This window comes from Streptomyces roseoverticillatus (assembly GCF_000719265.1).
Taxonomy (GTDB): Bacteria; Actinomycetota; Actinomycetes; order Streptomycetales; family Streptomycetaceae; genus Streptomyces; species Streptomyces roseoverticillatus.
The window spans coordinates 1-13,308 of sequence record NZ_JOFL01000023.1; the positions used below are offsets into that span (position 1 = coordinate 1).

A 13,308-nucleotide genomic window follows, 5' to 3' on the forward strand; every position below is an offset into this window, starting at 1 on the left:
CGTCGCACCAGCGGAGGGAGTGGTAGAGGTCCTGTCCGGGCGCGAACCGTGTCGCGCAGGCGACGAGTTCTCCGGCCACGGAGAGGGCGGGCTCTTCGACCGCGGTGAGCCCGTGGGCGCGCAGGACGCTGCGGATGGTGGCCCGGACGACGGTCGCGGAGAGCGGGCCCCCGGGCACGGTGAAGCTGTAGGAGAGCGCGGAGGGGTCGGAGGAACGGGGCTTGTAGACGGGGCGCTGGGTGGTGGCGAGGGTGGACGGGTTGAGCGGGGTGGGAGTGATGAGGGGGCAGAGGGCGTCGGAGGCGGTGTCGGTGGAGGGCAGCATGGAGCGGCTCCGGGTGGGGTGAGGGTGTGCGGGGTGTGCGGCTGAGCCGGTGGCCTGTCTCCCTGACGCGGGCACGCCCCTCCCAGGGCAGGAGGACGCGGGCATGCTCGCGCGATGCGCTTCCGGCTGGCGCCGTTGCGTGTGCGGTGCGGCACCGACTGTAGGACACGCAGGAGTACACGTACTACGGTTCCGTGAGGTCATCACCCTTCGGTGGACCGGGCGATCGCGACGCGGGCAGACTGCTCCCGACGTCCGCCGGCCCGGAGCAGGGAGAACGCATGCCCCCTAGAAGCACACCAACGGCGCGCCAGAAGCGGCTCGGCACCGAGCTGCGGAAGATGCGTATCGCCGCGGGCATGACCACCGAGTTCGCAGCCGGGCTGCTGGGAGTGCCCCGTACGAACGTGCCGAACATGGAGTCCGGGCGATCCGGGATCAGCGCCGACCGGGTGCGCATTCTTGCCAGCAACTACGGCTGCACCAACACGGAGTTGGTCGAGGCATTGGCGTCGATGGCCGCAGAGCGCGGCAAAGGCTGGTGGGAGTCCTACCGCGGGTCATTGCCGGCCGGTTTTCTGGATATCGCCGAGATGGAATGGCACGCCACACGGCTGCGCATCGCATTGACGGTGCATCTTCCCGGGCTGCTCCAGATCAAAGACCATGCTCGCGCCCTCTTCGAGCACGTTGTGCCGCGCCTGCCCAAGGCTGAGGTCGAAGCCCGGGTGGCCCACCGTATGGACAGGGCGCAGGTCCTCGGCAAGGCGAACCCGCCACAGGTCGACGTAATCGTCCATGAGGCGGCGCTGCGTATGGAGTTCGGCGGCCGCGAGGTGTCACGCCGACAGCTCACGCACCTCCTCGAGGCGAGCTGCCACGACAGCGTGACGTTGCGGGCCATCCCGTTCCGAAGCGGCGGGTTCCCCGGGGCAGGCCACTCGGTCGTCTACGCCGAGGCCGAGGTCCCCCAGCTCGACGTGGCCGAACTCGACTGCTCTCACGGTCCGGATTTCCTCGACTCGGAGATGCAACTCAAGAAGTACCGTACTCAGCTGGAGCAGTTGGAGGCCGTGACGCTTACACCGAAAGCGTCACGCGACTTCATCCGCGATATTGCCCACCAGCTCTGAGGAACGCCACATGCCAATGATCACTTGGGAAGAAGCCTTCTGCGGCGAGGGAGCGAATTGCTTCCGCGTGGGCACTGACGCCGCCGGCAACGCCTACATAGCCGTATCCGGCGCCGAAGACCACTACATCACCGACACCCACGACGCCCTCCGCGCCCTGATCCGCGACATCAAGGCGGGCAAGGCCGATCACCTGCTCTGAGACCGGCAGGTCACGACGCCGGGCGGTGCGCGTGCACGAGCAGGTCCAGGCCGAGCGGTGTGCAGCAGTGCCACACCGCCTTGCCCTCCCGCCGGGAGTGGACCAGCCCGGCGTACCGGAGGGCCTTGGTCTGTGTGGAGGCGGTGCTGATGCTCATCGTGAGCTGCCGTGCGAGGTCCGTCGTCGTGCGGCGGTGGACCAAGAGGCCCAGGATGTGGGCCCGCGTGCTGCCCAGCAGGGTGACGAGGGGGTCGTCGGCCGGTCCGAGGGGGTGGAGGCTCAGCGGGGTGACGGCCGGGTAGACGAGGAGGACGCGTCCGTCGGGCTGCGGGGCCGCCAGGAGGTGGTGCGTCCAGAAGAAGGTCGGCAGCAGGACGATGCCCTGCCCCTGCAGGGTGATCTCGACGTCCCGCGGGAGGTCCGCTTCCAGGGTCGTCCCCCGCCACCGGGTGCCCGGGGCCAGCGAGGTGATCGCGGCCTGCAGTCCCTGCTGGGCGATGACGCGGGAGCGCCAGGCGGTCTCGGCGCGGAAGCCGGACGCGAGCCGGGCCCAGTCCCGGCGGATGACGTGGCGGTGGCCCGCGCGGACGGCGAGTTCGAGTTCGTGCCACGCGGAGCGGTCGAGGTCCGCGAGGGAGCGGAGCCACGGGGTGGCCGGCAGCCCCGTGGCGCACACCCGCTGGAGTTCGGCCCGCACCCGTGCGCGGGGTGTGGCCAGAACCGACTCCAGGCCCTCCTCGAACCCCTCGCTGGGCGGGTCCAGGAAGAGCGGGCCCGCGCCCTGCGGCGAGACCAGCTGGAACAGCGGGCGCGCGGCGCGCGGCAGGCCCCTCAGCGACCGTCTCCACCACCGGCCCTGCTCCGGCGGGACGTCGTGGCGCTGCAGTGCCGCGAAGGCCAGGGAGAGTTCGAGGAGCGGCGCGGGGTGATCCGCGACGGTGACGTTGAGCAGGTCCTGAGGGGTGCAGTGGATGCGCAGCATGACGACCTCTTGCCCGGCGCGACCTTTCAGCGGGAGCCGAAAGGATGGCGGCCGCCGCGCGGGGTCGGGAAGTCTGTTCCGAGTCAAACCGCTCGCCCGTTCGCCGAACGTCCGGCGCAGGGCGAACCGCAAACGACGGGGAGAAACCATGAACAAGGTCCAGAGGGCCGGGCTCGCACTGGCCGCCGGCGTGGCCGGACTCACCGTGGCCGTGGCACCGGCGGGCGTCGCCGCCGCCGACGGCGGCGGGGCCGGCATCCTCAGCGCGACCGGCTGTCACGGGACGACGTGTATCTACGTCAACGGCAGCGGCCTGAAGGTCAATTACGCGGTGGTGACCAACAAGAAGGGCAGCACGGTCGGCCGCGGGATGATCTCCAGCAACTGGGACGGCCGTACGCACACGGGCCCCCGGCTCAAGAAGGGCCAGTCCTGGCGGTTCGACTACAACCGCATCATGAACAACGGCAACAAGGTGTGCGGCTCGATCGAGGGCATCGACGTCGCCTGCGTGACGATCCACCGCTAGCGGGCCGCCCGACGACGTGGGCGGCAACGTCCGTCGAGGCGGTCGCCGGGCGTCGTCCTCCGGCAGCTGGGCAGGGTGATGATTCACCCTGCCCAGCCCTTGATCCGGCCTTCACACCGCGTCGAAGGACGCGTAGTACGAGGCCGCCATGTCCTCCTGCGCGTGCCCCTGCTCGGCGGCCCGCCGGAACCGCTCGGCGCCCGCGGCCGCCACGTCCATCCGTACGCCCGCCTGCTCGCCCGCCGCGACGATCAGCCGGGCGTCCTTCTCGGCGGTGGCGGTGGTGAAGCTGGGGGTGAGGTCGCCGCCGAGGATCAGGCCGGCCTTGGCGCGCAGGTAGCCCATGTCCAGGGGGCCGCCGGCGACGGCGTCCAGGAAGCCGGCCGGGTCGACGCCGAGGCCCTTGGCCAGGGCGAGCGCTTCGGCCGTGCCGTGGGTGACGGCCAGCACCCAGCTGTTGATGACGAGCTTGAGCCGGGTGGCCGTGCCGCTCGCGGCGTCGTCGCCGAGCCACGTCGTCCGGCTGCCGACGGCGGCGAAGACCGGCTCCAGGACCTTCCGCGCCTCCTCGGGCCCGGCGGCCAGCACGGTCAGCTTCCCCTCCTCCGCGGGCTGCTTGGTGCCGAGGACGGGCGCGTCGACGAGGGTGAGGCCGTGCTCGCGGGCGAAGGCGGCGAGGCCGCCGAAGCCCTCGAGGCCGACGGTGCCCGACTGGGCCCAGACCGTGCCGGGCCGCAGGGCGGGGGCGGCGGCGCGCATCGCGTCGAGGGTGGCCGGGCCGTCGCGGAGCATGGTCAGGACGACGTCGGCGGTGCGGACGGCGTCGGCGGGGGTGTCCGCGATGCGCACGCCGTCGGCGGCGAGGGGCTCGGCCTTCTCCCGGCTGCGGTTCCAGGCGGTGACGGGGAGGCCCGCGCGGACGAGGTTGCGGGCCATGGCGGCGCCCATGATGCCGGTGCCGAGGACGGTGACGGACGGTGCCGGGCTTGCGCTGGTTTCGGTCATGGCCCCGACGCTAGGTGCTGGAGCACGCTCCAGGGCAAGCGCGCACGTCCGGTCAGACGACCTGGTGCAGCCAGCGGACCGGGGCGCCCTCTCCCGCGTACCGGAAGGGCTCCAGCTCGTCGTCCCACGGCTTGCCCAGGAGCTTGGCGACCTCCGCCTCCAGCTCCGTCTCGCCGCGGGCGGCGCGGGCGAGGGCGGCGCGCAGCCGGTCCTCGGGGACGAGGATGTCGCCGTGGATGCCGGTGACGGCGTGGAAGATGCCGAGGTCGGGGGTGGAGCTGTAGCGCTCGCCCTCCGCCGTGGCGCACGGCTCGGCGGTCACTTCGAAGCGCAGGAGGTGCCAGCCGCGGAGCGCGGAGGCGAGCTTGGAGGCGGTGCCGACCTGTCCCTGCCAGGAGAATTCGGCACGCCAGGTGCCGGGTGAGGCGGGTTGTCGGATCCAGTCGAGGGAGACCCGCACGCCGAGCACGCCCGCGACCGCCCATTCGACGTGCGGGCACAGCGCGCGCGGTGCGGAGTGCACGTAAAGAACTCCACGTGTCGTCACCGGGACCTCCAGTGCGGTTCGAGGTTCGCCTTCCCCAGCGGCCTCGCACCCGTACCGGTCCCGCCCGGGACAGCATGCAAGATTCTGCCCCAATGGCCACTCCCGCACCAGCTCGCGAGGTTACCAACAGTAAACACCATCGGGAGCATTTCTCCTGAAAGGGACAGGATGTGACGTGTCGTATTTCAGTTGTGCCGGAAGTGCGAAGCCGCCCCGGGGCACGGCACGACCGCCCCGGGGAAAAGCTACCGTGCGAACGGACTCCCGCGGTGACGTACCGTCGGACCCGAACAGATATCACCCGGCCGGAGGGGAAGAGCGATGCACCGCAGCACGGGACGGAAGGCGCGCGGGGCCGCCAGGGCCGCCGTCGCGGCGGCCACCGCCTTCTCGACGGCACTCCTTGTCACGGGATGCGACTCCGGCAAGGAGGACGCCTCCGCCGGAAAGCCGAGCGCCCGCCCCGCCGCCGCCCCCGTATGGAATACCCGCCCCGCGTCGATCGCCTCACTGGGCGACTCCATCACGCGCGGATTCGACGCCTGCTCGGTCCTCGCGGACTGCCCGGAGGTCTCCTGGGCCACCGGCACCCGGGTCGACAGCCTCGCCCGCAGGCTGCTGGCCTCGCCGCAGACCAGCAGCTGGAACTACGCGCGGACCGGCGCGCGAATGGCCGACCTCCCGGGCCAGATGCAGTCCGCCGTCGCGCAGAAACCGCAGCTGGTGACCGTGCTCCTGGGCGCCAATGACGCCTGCCGCGACAAGGTGGCCGACATGACGCCGGTGAGCGCGTTCCGCGCGGACTTCGAGGCGTCGGTGAAGGAGCTGCGCACGGCGCTCCCGAAGTCCCAGCTCTACGTGGCCGGCGTGCCCGACCTGCAGCGCCTGTGGTCGCAGGGGCGCACGAACGGCTACGCCAAGACCGTCTGGAAGCTGGGCATCTGCCCCTCGATGCTCAAGGACTCCGAGTCGGCCGATCCGGCGGCGGAGCAGCGGCGCGCCCAGGTCGTACAGCGGGTAGGCGAGTACAACGCGGTCCTGAAGGACGTCTGCCGCCGGGACGCGCTGTGCCGCTTCGACGGGTCGGTCACCGCCTACGAGTTCACGGGCGAGGCGCTGAGCAAGTGGGACTGGTTCCATCCGAGCCAGCAGGGTCAGGGCGAGCTCGCGGCGCTGGCCTACCGGACCGTCACGGCCGAGAAGCACCCCTCTTAGGGCGGACCGGCGAGGGGGCTTGGTGGGGCGGGGCCTGTCAGGTGGCCCCGCCCCGGTCAGACACGGGCCGTGCGGGCTGCGCGCGGCGCGAACGTACGTACCCTCGCTCCGGACATCCGGCACCGCGCACACGCGCCCGGAGGCGTCCGTGCCTGCTCTTCAGCACGGTATCCGATGAACAGACCTTACTCATAAGCAAGTTCACCCCCGCGCTGGTCAACTTCCGTACGGCGGGGGTGACGGCGGGGTGCGGGCTGCCACGCGGACGTAGGGCAAGCTTTACCTATCGTCATCCCGGAGGGGGTTCGGAGGCCGCCCGCGGCCCGTGCCCGACCGGTACGGTCTGGCCATGACGGAAATCGACCCGCGGACCACCGCCCTCGTCCTCATCGACCTGATGGAGCGCGTCGTCGCGCTCCCCCTCGCCCCGCGCAGCGGGGACGACGTGGTCCGTACGGCGGAGGAATTGGCGCGGTCGTTCCGGAAGTCGGGCGGCACGGTGGCCGTGGTGCGCACCGAGCGGCCCGGGCCGGCGGAGCAGCCGCCGGGCAGCGGGCTGCTCGCGGGGGTCGCCGAGGAGGGCGACGTCGAGGTGGCGAAGCGGTCGCTGGGGGCCTTCCACGGCACGGAGCTGGACGCGCGGCTGCGGGAGCGGGGCGTGCGGACGCTCGTCCTCGGCGGGATCGTCACCAACCTGGGCGTGGAGTCGACGGCCCGGGCGGCGGCCGACCGCGGCTACGGGCTGGTGTTCGTGGAGGACGCGATGAGCGCGCTGACCGCGGAGGAGCACCGGGGTTCCGTGACGCTGAACATGCCGCGCCTGGGCACGGTGGTGCGGGCGGGGGACTTGCGGTTCCCCGCGTAGGGGCTCGGGGCGGCCCGGAGCCGGCGCTTCTTCTCCGCCGCGACGGCGGGCCACCGCAGCGAGGCTGACCGGCGGTGCCGGATCGCTCCGCGCCCTCGACGGAAGCACCCTGGAGGCAGGATGCAGTCAGTCGGCTGCGGGTCGCAGGTGGCTGGTCGCGCAGTTCCCCGCGCCCCTTAAGGGGCGCGGCTCAGCGGGGCGCGGCAGTGCCAGGGTCCAGGACCCGCCGCAGCAGGTCCCGCAGGGACGTCCGTTCCTCGGCCGAGAGGCCGGCCAGCGGCTCGCGGGCGAAGTCCAGTGACTCGCCGAGGCGGCCGGCGGTCTCCAGGCCGGCCGGGGTGGCCGCGGCGAGCTTGACGCGGCGGTCGTCCGGATCGGGGCCGCGCTCGACGAGGCCGCGGGCCTCCAGGCGGTCGACGATGCCGGTGACGTTGGACGGCTCGCACTTCAGGAGCTGCGCGATCCGCCGCATCGGCATGGGCTCGGCCGCGAGCAGGCGGAGGACCTTGGCCTGGGCGCCGGTGAGCGCGTGCTTGGCCGCCGCCTCCTCGTACTCCTCGTGGTAGCGGGCCACGACGGCCGCGATGAGGTCGACGACCTCACGGGTCAGGGCATCGGTTCGGGGGACCATGACACCCAGGTTACCGCGTTGCTTGACAACATGAAATATCGAGGCGCATGGTTGTTTCAGTTACTGAACCATTTAGGAGGCCGGGTTCCATGTCCGCAAAGCCCACCACCAGCCGTGAATGGCACCTCGTCGCCCGCCCGCACGGCTGGCCGAAGCCGGAGGACTTCGCGCTGCGCGAGGCCGCCGTGGCCGAGCCCGGCGAGGGACAGATCCTGGTGCGCAACATCCACATGTCCGTGGACCCGTACATGCGCGGTCGGATGAACGACGTCCGCTCCTACGTCCCGCCCTTCGAGCTGGACCAGCCGATGCAGGGCGGTGCGGTCGGCGAGGTCGTCGCCTCGCGCAGCGACGCCTTCCAGCCCGGTGACCACGTCCTGCACCCCTTCGGCTGGCGCGAGTACGCCCTGGTCGGCGCGGAGCACGCGGTGAAGGTCGACCCTGAGGTCGCGCCCCTGTCCGCCTACCTCGGCGTGCTCGGCATGCCGGGCCTGACCGCCTACGCGGGCCTGCTGGAGGTCGCCTCCTTCAAGGAGGGCGACGCCGTCTTCGTCTCCGGCGCCGCGGGCGCGGTCGGCCTGCAGGTCGGCCAGATCGCCCGGCTCAAGGGCGCCTCGCGCGTCATCGGCAGCGCGGGCACGGACGAGAAGGTCAAGGCGCTGGTCGAGGAGTACGGCTTCGACGCCGCCTTCAACTACAAGAAGGGCCCGGTCGCCCAGCAGCTGAAGGAGGCCGCGCCCGAGGGCATCGACGTCTACTTCGACAACGTCGGCGGCGACCACCTGGAGGCCGCGATCGGCGCGCTGAAGCTGCACGGCCGCGCCACGCTCTGCGGCGCGATCGCCGGTTACAACGACACCGAGCCGCAGCCGGGGCCGCGCAACATGGTCGCGATCATCGGCAAGCGCCTGCGCCTGCAGGGCATGATCGTCCGCGACCACCAGGCGCTGCAGCCGCAGTTCGTCCAGGAGGTCGGCGGCTGGGTGCGCTCCGGCGAGCTCAAGTACCGCGAGACGGTCGTGAACGGCGTGGAGAACGCCGTGGACGCGTTCCTGGGCATGCTGCGGGGCGAGAACACCGGCAAGATGATCGTGACGTTCTAAGGCCGGTCCGGCACCGCCGGACACCTTGCCGGTGGTTGCTCGCCGGCTACGTGACCGGCGGTGCCGAGCCCACCGCGGCCGCCGCCGGTCCGGCCCCGGCAGCGCTGCGGATACCCTTCCCGCCATGCGAGATCTCATGGCGGGAATGGCGTACCTCGGCAAGGGCCAGCGCTGGGTGGCCCGCAACCGCCGGCAGTGGGGGTTCGGGCTGCTGCCGGGGCTCGTCACGCTCGTCGGCTACGCGGTCGCGGTCGTCTGCCTGGCCCTGTACGCGGACGACGCCGTCGCCTGGGCCACGCCCTTCGCCGACGACTGGGCCTCCCCGTGGTCCGGCCTGTTCCGGGGCGCGCTGACCGGCCTCCTCTTCGGCGGCGGCCTGCTGCTCGCCCTGATCTCCTTCACCGCCGTGACCCTGCTGGTCGGCCAGCCCTTCTACGAGGAGCTGTCCGCGCGGGTCGACCGCTCGGTGGGCGGCGAGGCGCCCGAGTCCGGGCTGCCGCTCTGGCGGGAGCTGTGGATCTCCGCCCGCGAGAGCCTCGCGGTGCTCGTGCGCGTCGCCGCCTGGGGCGTGCTGTTCTTCGCCCTCGGCTTCGTGCCGTTCGCCGGGCAGACCGTGGTCCCCGCGGCCGGCTTCTGCGTCTCGGGCTTCTTCCTCGCCGAGGAGCTCACGGCGGTCGCCCTGCAGCGCCGCGGGGTTTCGCTGCGAGAGCGGCTGCGGCTGCTGCGCTCCCGCAAGCTGCTCACGCTGGGCTTCGGCGTGCCGCTGGCGCTCCTCTTCCTCGTGCCGGTGGTGGCGGTGTTCGTGATGCCGGGCGCGGTGGCGGGCGCGACGCTGCTCGTACGGGACCTCATGGGGGAGGAAGCTCCGGCGGAGGCGGAGGCCGAGGCCGAGGCCGAGCCCGAGACGGTGGGCGACGGCGCCCTCACCTGAGGGACAGCTCCGCCGCCACCAGCCCCTCCCCCGCGTCCGGGCCCTCGGCGAGGACACTGCCGTCGGGCGCCCACACCGCGCTGAGGCCGCAGGCGTCGTAGGGGCCCGAGGGGCCGTAGTGGTTGGCCAGCAGCACGTGGAGGCCGTTGTCCTTCGCGAGCGCCGGGAAGATCTCCATCCGCTCCCGGGCGCCGCCGCCCCGCCCGTACAGCGAGCTGGCGAGCAGCACGCGGCACCCGTCGGCGGCGGCACGGGCCGCGCACTCCGGGAAGTGGGCGTCGTAGCAGATGACGTGCCCGAAGCCGACGCCGTCCAGCGTGAACCGGCCCTCCCCCGTCCCCGGCACGAAGCCCGCGGCGATCTCCGCGCCGGTCACGTGCACCTTGTCGTAGCGGGTGAGCAGCGCCCCGTCCCGGCCGTAGACGAAGCTGCTGATGGTGGGGCCCGACCCGCCGGCGGCCCGCCCGGGGGCGCCTACGACGGCGGCGACGCCCGCGGCCCGGCACGCCTCCCGTACGGGGGCGAGCCGCGGGTCGCCGGGGTCCAGGAGCAGCCGGTCCCCGCCGGCGACGATCGCGTCGAGTTCGTAGCCGGTGACGGCGAGTTCGGCGAAGACCACGAGCGCGGCACCGCGCTCTCCTGCCTCGGTGACGAAGGCGGCCATCCGGGCGGCGTTCGCCGCGATGTCGCACGGCCGGGAGGTGAACTGCGCTGCTGCGATGATCATCCGTCCATCATGGCGTCCGGGCGTGCGCGACGGCCACGACTGTGAGCGACCGCACCTGCTCGACGATCGCGAGCCGGTTCCGTACGAACTCGGGGTCGGTGACCGTGCCGGTCGCGGGATCGGTGTTGCCCGGGCCGAACTGCAGCACCGGGGTGTGCAGGTGCCCGCCGGGGACGGGCAGGCGCACGGCGTCGCGCAGCAGGGTCGCACGGTAGGCGATCTCGTTGGAGAGGTAGTCGCCCCCGCCGCCGGCGCGGGCGGTCGAGCCCGGGGTCGGGCCGTCCGGCCGGTCGACCGGTTCGGTGGCGCCCGCGGGTATCTCGGTGACCTCGGTGTTGTCGTGCACGGGGAACGGCCCCGTCGTGGCGGCCGTCATGGCGGCGTACGGGAGGCTCGTCGACGTCCACTGCGGCTGCGGGCGGACGATCGGCACGCCGGGCGGTACGGGCACCGTCTCCGTACGGGAGGCGTTCGCGTTGTCGGGGGAGCCGCCGCGCCAGGCCCCGTTGGTGCGTTCGACGTCGAAGCGGCCGGGGCGGCCCTGGCTGATCGTGGTGAAGAGGTCCGCGCGGCGGGGGCCCGGCCGGAAGTGCGGCAGCAGCGTGCGCTCCACCGTGCCGTCGGCGAAGTCCGCCCAGCGGACGGGGAAGACGGCGGCCTCGATGCGGGCCGGGCCGGCCGGGGTGTCGACGGTCGTGCCGTCCAGGGCGAGGGCGGCCGCGCCGGAGGGGTTGGAGCGGCGGGGGTCCGCGTCGAGCTGGAAGGGGTCGAAGCCGGTGACGATGACGCGCTTGACCTGCGTGCCCGCCGGGAGGTCGAGGGAGTCCTGGCCGCGCGAGGAGCGCTCGACGCGGCCGGTGAGCTCGGTGCGCTGCGCCCCGGACAGCCGGAAGGCAGGCTTCCATTCCTGCAGGGCGCGGGTCATGCCGAGCCGCGCCCAGTACAGCGGGCGGTCGTCGTCGCGGCTCAGGTCCCCGGCGCGCTCCGGGCCCGGCCCGCGGCCCTGCGCCCGGTCCACGGCCCGCCGCCACAGCCGCTGTCCTTCGGCGGTCGCGAGGCGCTGCGCCTGCGGGAGCGTGCGGGTGCGGTCCAGGGCGGCGGCGAAGCCCGGAGCCGCGCCGGCGAAGCCGCCGCGGCGCAGGATCTCCTGCGGCACGGGGCCGTCGAGCCGCTGCTCCTCGACAGTGAGGGACGGCCGGGGCGCGGGGGCGGCAGCGGCGGCCGTGGGAACGGACGCGCCGGCGGCGAGGAGGGCGGCGGCGAGGGCTGTTCCGCCGAGTCTGGTGGGATGCATGAGGCGGAAGCTACCCACTGCGTCCGGCCGCGCGATAGAGAGGCCGTCAACTCTCTTTTGAGGCAGTCGAGTTCAAGCCACAATGGCGCAATGAACATAGCTCAGCACTTAGCGGCCCCGCTCTTCGACCCCGGCAGCGGTCAAGGCGTGCGGCAGTTCACCGAGTTGGGCCTCGCACTGCTGCTCTCCTCGCTCATCGGCCTGGAGCGCGAGCTGCAGCAGAAGAGCGCCGGACTGCGCACCCACACCCTCGTCGGGGTGGGCAGCGCGCTGTTCATGGAGGTGTCGATCCACGGCTTCGGCGCGGTGTCCGCGCTCGCCGGCGCCCGGCAGGACCCCTCGCGGGTGGCCGCCCAGATCGTCTCCGGCATCGGCTTCATCGGCGGCGGCCTGATCTTCGTGCGCCGCGACGCGGTGCGCGGCCTGACGACGGCGGCCACGATCTGGCTGACCTGCGCCCTGGGCATGGCCTGCGGCGGCGGCCTGCCGCTGCTCGGCGCCGCCGCGACCCTGGTGCACTTCCTGGTGGTGCGCGGCTACCCCGTGATCACCCGGCGCATGGCGCTCGTGCCCGGCGACCGGGTCGAGCTGCACCTGTCGTACCGCACCCGCAGGGGGCTCCTGGGGCGCGTGCTGGAGCTGTGCACGAAGCGCGGCTTCCGGGTCACGGACGTCCACATCGAGCCCGAGCAGGCGACGGCGGACACGCGGGAGAAGGGCAAGGCCAAGGAGGCGGGGGTGGTGCTGAGCCTGGAGGGGAAAGGCCCGGCCCATCCGCTCGTGGAGGAGCTGACGTACTGGGACGGGATCACCGGGGTGGGCCTGCGGGCGCACCAGGACAGCGGGGACTGAAAAGGGGTGCGGATGGGGTGCAGCCGGGGGGCAGTCGGGGGTGCGGTGGGCGGGCCGGGTGACCGCATGCCCCCGGACCTGCGCCGACGGGCGATTGTCAGTGGGGGGTGTCAGGCTGACTTCGCAGAGGATCCGCGAAGGGAGATCGCTTCCATGATCACCACTGACTTTGTCCCCGGCTCCCCCGTCTGGCTCGACCTCGGCTCGCCCGACACCGCGGCCGCCGCGCGCTTCTACGGCTCGGTGTTCGGCTGGGATTTCCAGCCCCACGGCCCCGAGACCGGCGGCTACGGCATCTTCCAGCTGGAGGGGAAGACCGTGGCCGGGATGGGTCCGCTCACGGAGGAGGGCGCCCGCTCCGCCTGGATGATCTACTTCCGGACCGCCGACGTGGATGCGACGGCCGCGTCCGTGCAGCGCGCGGGCGGCACGGTGCGGGTGCCGCCGATGGGCCCCGGCGAGGGCGAGGGCCGGATGGCCCAGTTCACCGACCCGCAGGGCGGTCAGTTCGCCGTCTTCCAGCCCGGGACGTACCGGGGCCTGGAGACGGCCGACCGGGCGGGCACCCTGTCCTGGACCGAGCTCTACACCACCGACGCGGCGGCGGCGAAGCAGTTCTACGGCACGGTCTTCGGCTGGGCCACGGAGGACATGCCGCTGCCGGGCGGAGGAGGCACCTACTCCCTGATCACGCCGGTGGGCCAGGGCAAGGAGCGGATGCAGGGCGGCCTCATGGAGCTCCCGGCCGAACACCTCGCCCTGAACAGCGGCCGCCCCTACTGGCACCCGGTCTTCGGCTCCGACGACTGCGACGCGACGGTGGCGAAGGTCACCGAGGGAGGCGGCACGATCCAGATGGGCCCGGAAACCGCACAGGGCGTCGGCCGCCTGGCGGTCTGCCTGGACCCCGCGGGGGCGGACTTCGTCGTCCTCCAGCCGGAAGAGGGGTCACTCGGCTGACGGCCGG

15 protein-coding genes and 1 pseudogene are annotated in these 13,308 nt (G+C 72.8%); 9 read left to right on the forward strand and 7 right to left on the reverse strand.

Annotated elements, in window-relative coordinates:
• Positions 1–325, reverse strand: a pseudogene (locus IF61_RS33540) (hypothetical protein); the annotation flags it as partial.
• Positions 326–606: 281 nt separating this feature from the next.
• Here IF61_RS33540 and IF61_RS0125195 point away from each other — a divergent pair.
• Positions 607–1,458, forward strand: coding sequence for a helix-turn-helix domain-containing protein (locus IF61_RS0125195; RefSeq protein WP_030368819.1), 852 nt, complete (start codon positions 607–609; stop codon positions 1,456–1,458).
• A 10-nt stretch (positions 1,459–1,468) separates the two neighbouring features.
• Entirely contained in the window at positions 1,469–1,660 is a 192-nt protein-coding gene (locus IF61_RS0125200; protein WP_030368820.1) for a hypothetical protein, read from the forward strand.
• A gap of 10 nt (positions 1,661–1,670) precedes the next feature.
• Here IF61_RS0125200 and IF61_RS32660 read toward each other — a convergent pair whose 3' ends face one another.
• Positions 1,671–2,642 carry an ArsR/SmtB family transcription factor gene (locus IF61_RS32660; protein ID WP_043190667.1) on the reverse strand — a complete coding sequence of 324 codons (972 nt, stop codon included), beginning with the start codon at positions 2,640–2,642 and terminating at the stop codon, positions 1,671–1,673.
• Positions 2,643–2,790: 148 nt separating this feature from the next.
• Here IF61_RS32660 and IF61_RS0125210 point away from each other — a divergent pair, with 148 nt between their 5' ends.
• Positions 2,791–3,171, forward strand: a complete 381-nt coding sequence (locus tag IF61_RS0125210) for a hypothetical protein (RefSeq protein WP_030368822.1) — start codon at positions 2,791–2,793, stop codon at positions 3,169–3,171.
• Between the two features lie 111 nt (positions 3,172–3,282).
• On the opposite strand, the gene IF61_RS0125215 is transcribed toward IF61_RS0125210, so the two are convergent.
• Together IF61_RS0125215 and IF61_RS0125220 are read right to left on the reverse strand one after the other, a co-directional pair.
• Entirely contained in the window at positions 3,283–4,176 is an 894-nt protein-coding gene (locus IF61_RS0125215) for an NAD(P)-dependent oxidoreductase (protein WP_030368823.1), read from the reverse strand.
• 52 nt (positions 4,177–4,228) lie between these two features.
• Positions 4,229–4,723: a DUF3145 domain-containing protein gene (locus IF61_RS0125220; RefSeq protein ID WP_030368824.1), complete on the reverse strand. Its 495-nt coding sequence runs from the start codon at positions 4,721–4,723 to the stop codon at positions 4,229–4,231.
• Positions 4,724–5,044: 321 nt separating this feature from the next.
• Between IF61_RS0125220 and IF61_RS0125225 the strand changes: the two genes are divergently transcribed.
• Positions 5,045–5,938 carry an SGNH/GDSL hydrolase family protein gene (locus IF61_RS0125225; RefSeq protein ID WP_030368825.1) on the forward strand — a complete coding sequence of 298 codons (894 nt, stop codon included), beginning with the start codon at positions 5,045–5,047 and terminating at the stop codon, positions 5,936–5,938.
• Positions 5,939–6,287: 349 nt separating this feature from the next.
• A complete protein-coding gene (locus tag IF61_RS0125230) occupies positions 6,288–6,803 on the forward strand; it encodes an isochorismatase family protein (protein ID WP_030368826.1) in 516 nt (171 codons plus the stop codon).
• 190 nt (positions 6,804–6,993) lie between these two features.
• On the opposite strand, the gene IF61_RS0125235 is transcribed toward IF61_RS0125230, so the two are convergent.
• On the reverse strand, positions 6,994–7,434 hold the full coding sequence (locus IF61_RS0125235) for a MarR family winged helix-turn-helix transcriptional regulator (RefSeq protein ID WP_030368827.1): 441 nt from the start codon (positions 7,432–7,434) through the stop codon (positions 6,994–6,996).
• 89 nt (positions 7,435–7,523) lie between these two features.
• On the opposite strand from IF61_RS0125235, the gene IF61_RS0125240 reads away from it, so the two are divergent.
• Positions 7,524–8,537 (forward strand): NADP-dependent oxidoreductase, encoded by a 1,014-nt coding sequence (locus IF61_RS0125240; protein ID WP_030368828.1) that lies wholly within the window; start codon positions 7,524–7,526, stop codon positions 8,535–8,537.
• A gap of 124 nt (positions 8,538–8,661) precedes the next feature.
• Complete coding sequence (locus IF61_RS0125245) at positions 8,662–9,468, forward strand: EI24 domain-containing protein (protein ID WP_030368829.1); 807 nt, start codon at positions 8,662–8,664, stop codon at positions 9,466–9,468.
• Here IF61_RS0125245 and IF61_RS0125250 read toward each other — a convergent pair.
• Positions 9,461–10,195, reverse strand: a complete 735-nt coding sequence (locus IF61_RS0125250; protein ID WP_030368830.1) for a carbon-nitrogen hydrolase family protein — start codon at positions 10,193–10,195, stop codon at positions 9,461–9,463. The two genes, IF61_RS0125245 and IF61_RS0125250, sit on opposite strands and share 8 nt — an antisense overlap.
• Positions 10,196–10,202: 7 nt before the next feature.
• Positions 10,203–11,489, reverse strand: a complete 1,287-nt coding sequence (locus IF61_RS0125255; protein ID WP_030368831.1) for a pyroglutamyl-peptidase I — start codon at positions 11,487–11,489, stop codon at positions 10,203–10,205.
• Positions 11,490–11,579: 90 nt separating this feature from the next.
• Between IF61_RS0125255 and IF61_RS0125260 the strand changes: the two genes are divergently transcribed.
• Positions 11,580–12,341, forward strand: a complete 762-nt coding sequence (locus tag IF61_RS0125260; protein ID WP_030368832.1) for an MgtC/SapB family protein — start codon at positions 11,580–11,582, stop codon at positions 12,339–12,341.
• A gap of 153 nt (positions 12,342–12,494) precedes the next feature.
• Complete coding sequence (locus IF61_RS0125265) at positions 12,495–13,301, forward strand: VOC family protein (protein WP_030368833.1); 807 nt, start codon at positions 12,495–12,497, stop codon at positions 13,299–13,301.
• The last annotated feature ends 7 nt before the right edge of the window (positions 13,302–13,308 follow it).

Excerpts from the sequence above, each read along its gene's own strand:
- IF61_RS0125210 (WP_030368822.1), top strand. The coding sequence starts at position 2,791 with ATGAACAAGGTCCAGAGGGCCGGGCTCGCACTGGCCGCCGGCGTGGCC.
- IF61_RS0125200 (WP_030368820.1), top strand. The coding sequence starts at position 1,469 with ATGCCAATGATCACTTGGGAAGAAGCCTTCTGCGGCGAGGGAGCGAAT.
- IF61_RS0125265 (WP_030368833.1), top strand. The coding sequence starts at position 12,495 with ATGATCACCACTGACTTTGTCCCCGGCTCCCCCGTCTGGCTCGACCTC.
- IF61_RS0125240 (WP_030368828.1), top strand. The coding sequence starts at position 7,524 with ATGTCCGCAAAGCCCACCACCAGCCGTGAATGGCACCTCGTCGCCCGC.
- IF61_RS0125225 (WP_030368825.1), top strand. The coding sequence starts at position 5,045 with ATGCACCGCAGCACGGGACGGAAGGCGCGCGGGGCCGCCAGGGCCGCC.
- IF61_RS0125255 (WP_030368831.1), bottom strand. The coding sequence starts at position 11,489 with ATGCATCCCACCAGACTCGGCGGAACAGCCCTCGCCGCCGCCCTCCTC.
- IF61_RS0125245 (WP_030368829.1), top strand. The coding sequence starts at position 8,662 with ATGCGAGATCTCATGGCGGGAATGGCGTACCTCGGCAAGGGCCAGCGC.
- IF61_RS0125230 (WP_030368826.1), top strand. The coding sequence starts at position 6,288 with ATGACGGAAATCGACCCGCGGACCACCGCCCTCGTCCTCATCGACCTG.
- IF61_RS0125250 (WP_030368830.1), bottom strand. The coding sequence starts at position 10,195 with ATGATCATCGCAGCAGCGCAGTTCACCTCCCGGCCGTGCGACATCGCG.
- IF61_RS0125215 (WP_030368823.1), bottom strand. The coding sequence starts at position 4,176 with ATGACCGAAACCAGCGCAAGCCCGGCACCGTCCGTCACCGTCCTCGGC.
- IF61_RS0125260 (WP_030368832.1), top strand. The coding sequence starts at position 11,580 with ATGAACATAGCTCAGCACTTAGCGGCCCCGCTCTTCGACCCCGGCAGC.
- IF61_RS32660 (WP_043190667.1), bottom strand. The coding sequence starts at position 2,642 with ATGCTGCGCATCCACTGCACCCCTCAGGACCTGCTCAACGTCACCGTC.
- IF61_RS0125195 (WP_030368819.1), top strand. The coding sequence starts at position 607 with ATGCCCCCTAGAAGCACACCAACGGCGCGCCAGAAGCGGCTCGGCACC.
- IF61_RS0125235 (WP_030368827.1), bottom strand. The coding sequence starts at position 7,434 with ATGGTCCCCCGAACCGATGCCCTGACCCGTGAGGTCGTCGACCTCATC.